Source organism: Pseudoalteromonas sp. SWXJZ10B, from assembly GCF_015864475.1.
In the GTDB taxonomy this organism is placed as follows: domain Bacteria; phylum Pseudomonadota; class Gammaproteobacteria; order Enterobacterales; family Alteromonadaceae; genus Pseudoalteromonas; species Pseudoalteromonas arctica.
The window spans coordinates 1-10,153 of record NZ_JADYXD010000042.1 but is presented as its reverse complement, the minus strand read 5'-3'; the positions used below and the strand labels follow the sequence as shown (position 1 = coordinate 10,153).

At 35.8% G+C, this 10,153-nt stretch carries 8 protein-coding genes and 1 pseudogene; 7 read left to right on the top strand and 2 right to left on the bottom strand.

All coding sequences use genetic code 11. The features are described 5' to 3' along the window. Positions 1–157: 157 nt before the first annotated feature. On the bottom strand, positions 158–2,050 hold the full coding sequence (locus I6F54_RS19955) for a winged helix-turn-helix domain-containing protein (protein WP_197142775.1): 1,893 nt from the start codon (positions 2,048–2,050) through the stop codon (positions 158–160). A 252-nt stretch (positions 2,051–2,302) separates the two neighbouring features. Between I6F54_RS19955 and I6F54_RS19950 the strand changes: the two genes are divergently transcribed. Then, positions 2,303–3,169 carry a hypothetical protein gene (locus tag I6F54_RS19950; RefSeq protein WP_197142773.1) on the top strand — a complete coding sequence of 289 codons (867 nt, stop codon included), beginning with the start codon at positions 2,303–2,305 and terminating at the stop codon, positions 3,167–3,169. A 129-nt stretch (positions 3,170–3,298) separates the two neighbouring features. Continuing rightward, on the top strand, positions 3,299–4,801 hold the full coding sequence (locus I6F54_RS19945; RefSeq protein WP_197142771.1) for a hypothetical protein: 1,503 nt from the start codon (positions 3,299–3,301) through the stop codon (positions 4,799–4,801). A 163-nt stretch (positions 4,802–4,964) separates the two neighbouring features. Here the strand turns inward: I6F54_RS19945 and I6F54_RS19940 are convergent. Then, positions 4,965–6,171: pseudogene (locus I6F54_RS19940) on the bottom strand (IS256 family transposase). Between the two features lie 334 nt (positions 6,172–6,505). On the opposite strand from I6F54_RS19940, the gene I6F54_RS19935 reads away from it, so the two are divergent. From I6F54_RS19935 to I6F54_RS19915, 5 genes are all read left to right on the top strand, one after another. Further along, complete coding sequence (locus I6F54_RS19935) at positions 6,506–7,351, top strand: hypothetical protein (protein WP_197142769.1); 846 nt, start codon at positions 6,506–6,508, stop codon at positions 7,349–7,351. Continuing rightward, positions 7,344–7,772, top strand: a complete 429-nt coding sequence (locus I6F54_RS19930; protein ID WP_197142767.1) for a hypothetical protein — start codon at positions 7,344–7,346, stop codon at positions 7,770–7,772. The genes I6F54_RS19935 and I6F54_RS19930 overlap by 8 nt, the downstream gene beginning before the upstream one ends. Continuing rightward, positions 7,762–8,433: a hypothetical protein gene (locus tag I6F54_RS19925; protein ID WP_197142765.1), complete on the top strand. Its 672-nt coding sequence runs from the start codon at positions 7,762–7,764 to the stop codon at positions 8,431–8,433. Before I6F54_RS19930 ends, I6F54_RS19925 begins: the two co-directional genes overlap by 11 nt. Before the next feature lie 197 nt (positions 8,434–8,630). Further along, positions 8,631–9,590 carry a viperin family antiviral radical SAM protein gene (locus tag I6F54_RS19920; RefSeq protein WP_197142763.1) on the top strand — a complete coding sequence of 320 codons (960 nt, stop codon included), beginning with the start codon at positions 8,631–8,633 and terminating at the stop codon, positions 9,588–9,590. Further along, on the top strand, positions 9,587–10,066 hold the full coding sequence (locus I6F54_RS19915; protein WP_197142761.1) for a DUF4145 domain-containing protein: 480 nt from the start codon (positions 9,587–9,589) through the stop codon (positions 10,064–10,066). Before I6F54_RS19920 ends, I6F54_RS19915 begins: the two co-directional genes overlap by 4 nt. Positions 10,067–10,153: the final 87 nt, after the last annotated feature.

The window sequence follows — 10,153 nt, the reverse complement described above, 5'->3', positions numbered from 1 at the left end:
ATTCTGGTGTAAATCGACGTCTCATTTTATCTGCCTCTATTAAAAGTTAGAGGCGACAACTATCCTGACACAGGGGGAATTTCAATGCGCTTACTCACTCAATGAAATTAAATACTCTAGCGATAATAAGTTCAGGGTGATTATAGCTGATAAGCTTTTAATCTAATTTCAACCTCAAAATAGAAGTATTAACATCAGCTCCTCCTAAATAAAGAATATCATCCTCATAGGAAATAAGCCTTGTATATCGGGCTCGCTCTCTCGTTCTTTCTATTACTTTACCGGTTTTAATATCCACAATGTGTGTTTGTTCTTTGACATTGTATCTGTGTGCAAGTTTTCCTTTGTGCTCAATTAATAGTCTTTTCTTTGTTTGCTTACTTATTATTTCACGATTTTCATTAACAATATTCCCAGTTAGCGTATCAACAAATAAACACCCTTGCTCACTTTGAAATGCTCTTTCACCCTGCTCTACTATTTTCATGAAGGTATGTTTTTTTTGTTCAAATAAATGAATACCGTCACCCTCTGCTATCATACATTTACCGTTAGACACGAGCTCGATAGTTTTTATATTACTAATCTGAATCAGCTTATTTTCAAATAACTTATAAACACCATCAGCACCAGCCAAGAATATTTCGTTTTTAAAAAAAGCTATATGTCTGAGACTGAGGTTTGAATCGAAGTAAATAGTATTAAATACAAGTCCATCTTTGAGTTGTTCTATTGCGTAACCACTATTGGTTAATGCTAAAACTGTAAGCACATTATCAGTATAGGTGAAGTCTCTAACACCATTTTCTAAGCTATAAGTAAAATCCCCTGATGAACTATATATAACTTCCTTGGTAACGTTACCTAAAGAAAAATAGAGTTGTTCTTCAAGAACTAAAGGATCATCAATTTTGGTAGCTTGCGATGCCATCAATAGCGATAAATTTATATCTTGAGATAATATGTCATCTGATAAGGGCAACATAAATAGCTCATTATTATTACCTACAAAGAATAGGTTTTGTTGTGCAACTGCAACGGAATAAGGTTTAGCTCTAAATTTATAAAGTGTTCTCCTATTATTACCTTCAAAGTAAGTCAAAGACATTTTATCTAAATGATTCTCTCTTAATGAAAATACCCCATCATTGTGTCCTTTTATATATGCATCAATAAAATTTTTCTTATTTTCTGACTCAAAATTAGTACTAAAGACCTCTTCTAATCGCTTAGTTGTCAGGTCATATATAAAAGGTTTAATTGATGAACTCGGATCAACGTTAAAAGTAATGTAAAATCTATTTTCATCGATCCAATCAAAAGAGGGGAATGCGTTTTGCCTGTTACAAGGAATTTCATCTATTTGGTCTTCGACTGGTATTCGGTAGATTTTAATTTTGCATTTCGAATCTTCAACCATGTGCATTATGGTGCGGCCGCTAGTGTGAATTTCTAAGCCGCGATAAGCACCAGAGTAATTTTCCGACATTAACACTGTGTTTTGGCGATTTAGAACTTTGTATAACTTTGATGTATTTTTGTCTCGCGCAGTAACAAATAGCGTATTGTTATGAGTCGCATAGTCCAAAATATAATCTTTAGATTCAAAAACGGTCTGAGTTGAAACCTTTGGTAATGTTTTAACTTTACCCTTATAGCTATATGATAAAATTGCCACAATGCATATCAAAATAATAAATAGTAAAGTGAACAAGTACTTATAACTCGTTACTTTTTTGTGATTAACCGTTGAGGGTTCAATCGATTCAAATGTGAGTTTGTAGCCTCTGCCTCTTATGTTTTTAAATGATTCCCTATCGCCAAATTTTAACCGTAGATCACTTATCAGTTTACGAAGTGAGTTTTTAGTTACAATGCGTTCCCCCCAAATTTCTGATTCAAGAGTTTGTGTATCAACAAAACCATCATCGGACGAAAAAAACAGTTTAAGTGCAATTATTTCTTGGGAGGTCAGTTCAAATTTTTCGTTGTTTTTTGATGCTAAATTAATATCTGGTGAGATTAAAAAGTCATTGATTTTATAGTTCACAGGAAGATCTTTATTATTTTTTCGGGGAGTTTAACCATTTGTTTTGATTATTTCAACAATCTCCATGATATTTATAACTATTTAATAATTATAAAATTTCACACTAAATCACACTGTTTTATATTTATTCACTACCTCCTTTTTAAAAAATCATAGATATTCCTTTCGTGAAAAAACATGCTTCAAAACCATTGTATATAAGTTTACAAAATCGCATTTAATTAAACTTTAAATAAGAAGGAATTATTAATAATGAACTTAAAAAGACTTGCTGTAATCGCTGTTATTTTATCTTTTGTTTCGGGTTGTAAGTCAACTCCCGATATCAGGGATATCCCGTTGAGTCTAACAGCTAAAAATAAAACACTTGAATATAAAAAACTACCAGGCGTTGCAAGTAATGTTGTTACTTTAGGGACTGTGAAAAATGCTTTAAGGGAGCATGTTTCAGCACATACTGGATATACGCAATGCGATATCGAATGCGGAAAGTGGCAAACGGCAGACATAAAATCAATATGGGGTAAAAAAGTTTCTCTAACTGATTCTGAAGTGAAGATTACCTACTTTCGCGGGGATAAATTCCGCACAGGCAGTACTTATCTTTCAAAAGTTCACACTGCATTTCCTTACCAAATTGAAGAAACAACTGAATCTTTTAAAGTTAACCTTTTACCTGCAATGACTGCGACTGCAGAAGATGCTTCTGACGCATTGTTTATCCCAATATCTTCTCCTGTAAGCGACAAAACACTTCAAGAGTTACTCGATAATGTATTGAATAAACCTGGCAAAAATATTGATAGACATGTTTATTCTAGCGGTTCATTTAATGTTGAATTTGACCCTGCATCTGTTCAAACAAGTTTTGAGAGAAAATTAAAGCAAAAACCGAATGAGAATAAGTCAAATAAGCGAGTCTACAAGAATAGTTTTACATTTAATTCAGGTGATATGGTTGCGTATGTAGATTTAGATATTTTTTTGTACCGCGGTAAGTCAAAAGTTGAATATCGTTTAAGTCATCCTGTTTCTGTAAGCCCTGACGGGACATCACAATATGATGAAAAGTTAATGGGAATTTTACTAGAACATCTTAAAAGTGTAGCCAACAGCTGAGTTGTTGTAAGTCGTTTAAAGAGAACTCTAAGTGGAGCGCGTTTACAAACAAAAAATAGGCTAAAAATCAAAGTTTAATCTTCAGGCACCTCAGTTGCTTACCTACCTTAAAAATATTGGAATATAAAAATGAAAAAATTAATTACCTTATCTCTTTGTAGCTTGCTTGCGGCATGTGGTTCTGGCTCTGAAACGCAGGTGCCGGACTCGACTGGTGACACATCAACTGGCGTTGTTACCAATGTTGATTTTGTTATTGGTACCGTAGGACCACTAAGCGATGCTCGCGTTTGTGCAGACGTAAACCAAAACTTAGTGTGTGAAGAATCTGAGTTTTTAGGCCTAACATCAGCATCAGGTGCATTTACAGTGTCAGGTGACTACACAGATACAGCAATTATTGTTGATACAGTGTCAGAGAAAACAGCGAGCGTAAATGAGGGCAACATTGTGGGTCACTCATACACTATGTATGCAGAAGCTGGCTCAGCGAATGTAAGCCCTGTAACAACGATGGCTGTAGACTCTGGTTACTCTGTTGAATCAATCGCAGATTTATGGTCGGTTGATGTGAGTGTGTTTGAAGGTGACTACACGGCGCTAGATGATAGCAATGCACAAGCTGTTTTGGTTGGCTTGGCATCTGACTATGCAATTAAATTATTACAAGAAGGTGTGTCTTTAACGGATGTGCCGTATGACGTCTCTCTTGCTGCTGATACTGTTTATGCAGCGCTTGAGTCGGGTGTTGTTGCCAGTGAGATTTCATTTGAGCTTGATGAAAGTGGTTTGCTTTATTTAAAGGTCCCGAGCGTAGAGGTTGACGTTGTAGAAGGTGATTTCATCCAAGATACCACGCTCTCTTCGTTTGTGGGTGATTGGAGTGTATACCATTTTGACCGCCTTGATGGTGATCAGTATGGCCAAGTAACTATTAAAGCAGAGAATTCTTGGGAGCAGTTTTGTATAAAAAATGCGTTTGTTGATTCAGGGCAACCTTTAAACGCTGATGTGGATGCTGATTGTTATAATTTTACCGTTGATCGTGATGGTTTGATGGTTATAACAAGCCAAGATAGTTACACTTTAATTTACAACTTAGTTTATGGCCATAAATCAGATGCGGGTACCGCGCTATTGTTTAAAGTAGAAAAGATAGTAGACGGAAGGAGATATGGTGGTGGCTACATGTGGATGGATGACTATTCTGCAGCTGTGAATGAAGGTATGGGTCTTCGAGATCGTGATTGGTACCATGCTATTTATACGGGCTTAGCGGATGATAGTGCAGGTGAATTTGATGGTGTTGCTTATGAAGTTGATTTTGAAGAGCGTATGTCTGTTGAATATGACAGTGGCGAAGCAGTTGATACGCGTTTTTCATATGTCCAAGATGTAGCGTTCTCGCCAGCATTTGAAATGAACCAGACTTCATTAGTTTACTCAGATGGTGTTGCTTATAATCGAACGGGGATGCTTCGTGTCGATGATTATATTGGACTAGCTTTGTTTAAGCGTGACCAAAAGTTAACACTAGGCCTATTATCTCCGAATGCAGAAATTATAGAGTCTGTTGATAATTGGAAAATGTATAACGGCACTGCTGCAGATTTGAAAACCTTAGTTAAATAAATTTTGTTTGTATGAGAGCAAAGGGGCTACCTTACAGTAGCCCTTTTGATTGAATGAAGTTTTAATAAATAAAAATAGCCTTTTTATAAGTTGGCTAGGCTAGTAAAAGCGGTAGAGTGGCAGAGCCTGTAACGGATTCTGTGTAACTGCCCGTTTTTAGATTTTAAATATGTTTACTGAGGCGCTCCTCAAATTCAATGATAAAACGACTCATTGCTTTACGCCAGTCTCGAATTGGCATCGTCCATTTTTTCGATGCCTCTTTTATTGCCAAATAAATCATTTTCCTTGCAGAATCGTCATTTGGAAAGAGCTTACGTTTTTTAATCGCTCGACGAATAACGCTGTTAAGTGATTCAATAGCATTCGTTGTATAAATGGCTTTGCGTATTGCCTCAGGGTAATTAAATAGCGTATTTAGATTATCCCAATTCGCACGCCATGACTTGGCTATTTGAGGGTACTGACTGTCCCATTTCTCTGCAAATCGCTCCAACTCTAGCAACGCCTCTTCTTCTGTGACGAACGGTAAATCAACTTTAAATCTGCCGTAACGGCTTTATAATCTTTCCATGAAACATATTTCAATGAGTTGCGAACCATATGCAATATGCATAACTGAACATGTGTTTGCGGATAAGCTGTATTTATCGCATCAGGAAAACCTTTCAGGCCGTCTACGCACGCGATTAAAATATCTTCAACGCCCCGTTGACTTAATTCAGTGAGCACACCTAGCCAGAACTTAGCGCCTTCATTTTCAGAAATCCACATGCCAAGCAGTTCTTTATGACCATCAATATTAATACCTAAGGCAAGGTAGATAGACTTTTTGATAACGCGCTTATCTTGGCGTATTTTTACAACCAAGCAGTCCAAATAAACAATAGGATAAATGGCATCCAGTGGCCGGGATTGCCATTCTGTAACCTGCTCCATCACAGCACTGGTTACACGCGACACCAATGTAGGAGAAATATCAGCGCCATACCACTCATCAAATGCATTAACGATATCACGGGTGCTCATACCTTGTGCATATAGCCACAGAATCTTATCATCCATTGAAGTAAATCGAGCTTGATGCTTTTTAACTAGCTGTGGCTCAAAAGAGCCTTCACGGTCACGGGGCGTATTAAGCTCAAACTCACCGTCTTCCGTTTTGATGCGCTTGCTTGTTTTACCATTTCGGCTATTGGTGTTCGTGGATTTACTGTGTTTTTGATAGCCTAAATGCTCATCCATTTCTGCATTAAGCGCCGCTTCAACCGTTATTTTTTTAACATTTGGCTAAATTGATTTAAATCGTCAGGTGTTTTAATACTTTTAGCAGCTTCTTTAGCAAACGCTTCGAGTTCTTCTTTATTCATGTTCATCGCCTAATCCTTAAACTCTTGATAGAGTAAATTATGATAGGCAGTTACACAAAATTAGTTACACCCTCGAGTGGCACTAGCGCGCTTAAGTGAAATCATAATTTAGTAATTAAGAACCCATTCATATTTTTAAAATTAAGTTTTATAAAGTCTCAATTTTTGCGGTATCATCAGGTTATGCATGTTAAATCCACCTTATGAAGTGATTTTAATGGATTAAAGTGCCTAACTGTCACTCTGCTTTAAAGTATAAAAAATATAAGAGCTTTAGTTTTAATATTATAAAAATCTTCAATTTAGTTATTTGTATAAGGATATTAAGAGAAGTATGGAAAGTAATAACGAGCATTCGAACACCACTGACACCACTGACACCAATGCAAAAGTAGAAGCAGAAACTCAAGATAACCACCTATCCCAGAATCAATTAATACAGCAATGGCGAGTAAACCTTGCATCCCTAAAAAAAGACACTGGGTTTGAAGTACCTAAAGAACTCGATAAAAGTGATGAAAAGGTTACTACCGCGCTAGATTCAATAGCGTATTTAGATAAAAAAAATACCTTATTAGACGAAAATGAAGATTTTCAATTATCAGACAATGGCTTTGCAACATATAAAGCCAAACATATGATTGCTTTTGAATATTTATCTCAGCTAAAAAAACCTGATTTAATTAGAAACTCAGCAAAGTTTTACTTTTTTTCAAGAGCTAACCAAATAGAGCAGTTATCAAAACCTAGCATTTGGGCTCATTCTTTATTTCACTTCTTAATCACGCTAATAGTTATTTTAGTGCTTGGGGTTATTAGCCTCTTAGTATTGGTTAAAACTCAGGATAATTTGTTTGTTAAGTTACTAGTAGGCTGGTTTTGGATTGTAAATATTAAAACAGCGAGCAATTTAATTGGGAAATATAAAAAATTAGCTATCACTCCTTTTCGGTTTAGTGTCAGCTTATTAGGTATTCAGTCACTAAACGTACTAATAAAAGTAAGCCTACTAGGCATTATTCCTTTTCTTATTGTGAGTAGATACAACGCTTATTGGATTGATGACGTGATAATAATTAGCTTATTTATTTCGTGTCTAATTAACTTTAAGCCTGACGAAAAACCATTAAAGCAAGTAGCTGAAAAAGACTCAACAAAAGCAGGCACCGTCAATGTTTAAAGGGTTTATATTCGTCATATTCATTCTTTTCAGCTCAAGCAGTTTAGCGAAAGTTGATATAGACCTTGCGTGTAAAGAAAAAAAAGAGCAACAACGCTCACTATTAGAAAAGCTTTCAACTTCTGTGACTGAAGCGCACTTAGCGGGGCAGTGCACCGGATACCATTCATACTATAAAATTAATCTTAAAAAATATTGTAGTGAATTTTTAGAACAAAAAAATTCACTACTTGGCTCAATGAGTACATCTTTAGAGGAGGCCAATTTGGCAGGGATGTGTATTGGCGCAATTTATAGAGTAGCAAAACAGTGCGGTGTCGAGACAAACAGAATTGATTACGAATTTGTAGCGAAAGGTGTTTTAACGGTTCAAGGCGCAAAAAAACGTCTTTGTTGCTATGGGAATCAGTATGGCTGGTAAAAATAAAAGTATTGCAGCGGTTGCCTGTCAAGCTTTGGGAATTGACCGCAACTTGTTACCAGAGCGGTTGAGAAGTCGTTTAAATTATTACGTTAAAGATAAAAATCTCAAAGCTAAACTACTTGATGAGGAAGATATAAAATCTGAGTCAGTCGATTATGTGCCAAAGCCTATTAAAGCAGGTAATCATGTATTTATTCGCAATCTGGTTATTCTAGATACGTTGTTTGAAGATAAAAAATTAGTTGTAAATTGGCTCAATGGCGAAAAAATCAACACTGAAAGTTTTGAGCAATTTGCCAAGGAGTGGAAGGCTAAAAAATTACTATTTCAAGCACTTGATAAGCGTATTGGTGATTTAAGGCTCTTTCTAACAGATGAAAATATAGATTGGTCACAAGATCAAATTCCATATCCATTTAATGAAGGTCAATATAGTTCATTGGAGATGATTGCTGATTCTATTGAGTTTGATGCGCAATCGAGCCCATATGATTTAGCGCTTAAAGCCGTCATCGAAGGTGAATTTGGTGTTTTGGGTAAACTAATTACCAACAACCCAGATGCGTTTATTAGCGAACAGGGTCAATGGCTAGTAACTCTATACAACACTAAAAAAGCAGAATACGAAGAATATAGTTTATTGCTGAATAAATATTAAAATATTTACTGCCTTCCCTTTTTTGTGAATTTCACAGTTTGATACTTGCTCCTGAAGTCACCGCACTCCGCGGTGATATTAGGAGATTATAATGCACCATTTAATTCTTTTTTCATTACTCAATGAAACCAATGAACTTTCATTAGCTGATTCAGCTATTAAAACAACGTTATTGAACCTTGTGTTAGGAGGTTCGCATGAATAAGTCTATTGATGAATTAGTCATTAATTATCACGTTACAGAAGTATGTAACTACTCATGCAAATTTTGCTATGCAAAGTGGGATCGTCCCAACGAAATACAAGCTAATGGCCAAGATGCAGAGTTAATGCTTGAAAAATTAGCCAATTACTTTTTTGACGATAATACCAACCAAGTAAAAGCAGTTTTCCCTTACAAAAGTGTACGTATTAATTTTGCAGGTGGGGAGCCCTTAATACTTAAAAAACGTTTTGAAAAGTTAATCATAAAAACAAAGTTGCTAGGCTTTAATTTATCGCTAATTACCAATGGCCACTACCTAACAAAATCTTTTATAGATAACTATGGTGCCATGTTTTCAATGATTGGGATCAGTTTTGATAGCCAATTTTCAACTGCACGTAAAGATATTGGCCGAATAGATCGTAAAGGTAAGTCTTTTGGAAGCCACGATTTAATTAAAGCAGTTACACAGATTCGTAGCGTTAATCCATCGATTACAATAAAGTTAAACACCGTTGTTAATAGCCTTAATTACCAAGAATCATTCGAGCAGCTAATAGCAGACATAAAACCCGAAAAATGGAAGGTGTTTCAGGTGCTGCCTGTACTAAATAGCAACTTATTAGTTTCTGATGAGCAATTTTCTGGGTTTGTAAAACGCCACGCTTCATTAAAAGAAGTCATGGTGGCAGAAGACAACGAAGCAATGACAAATTCTTATTTAATGATTAACCCTCAAGGACGCTTTTATCAAAATAGCGCAACTCAAAATGGATATGTTTATGGTGATTTAATTTTAGATGTAGGTGTGAAGCAAGCATTAGAAGTCTGTGAAATAAACTGGGAGACGTTTACTAGCCGATATAAAAAGGATAATACAGTTAGCCTCATTAGTAATAGCGAGTATCAGCTTAAAAATAACGCCGCGTATAAACAGGGAGCTTCAGCATGAGCACTATAAATAATGATGAACAATTCGCAGCATTGTTTAAAGAGTCCATTGCTTCAGATTACAAAAATGCACTATTACTGATGAATGTAAGCCCTGATGTTAGTTTGTTTAAATTTCGTAAAATACTAGAGACCTTATGCTTACTATATGCGCAACACCATAGTTATGAATTTACTAATAAAAACTTATGGGAGCAAATAAATGAACTTGCAGATATCAGCGCAATTCATGGAGCTGATAGAGAGCTATTTCATGCTGTTAGAGAGTTAACAAACGATGGCGTTCATAATAAGGAGTTGAGTAACGAGAGCTTGCAGGGTAAGGCGCTAGCCTCAAGAACAAAAATCTTAGATTTACTGGAAAGTGCTTACTTGAGCTTAGGGCTTGGCGAGCGTTTACCTCAATATGAGTTAATAGATGTGGGAGGCCAAGAACATAAAGACTTGTGGTTTAACTGTTTAATCTCTTGTTTGTAGTGGTACAGTGATTTTGGCCACCCATTAAGAAAGAAATGTTATGCTAATAAGCATACAAATTTGGGTGAAAAAATGACGAAATTAAAA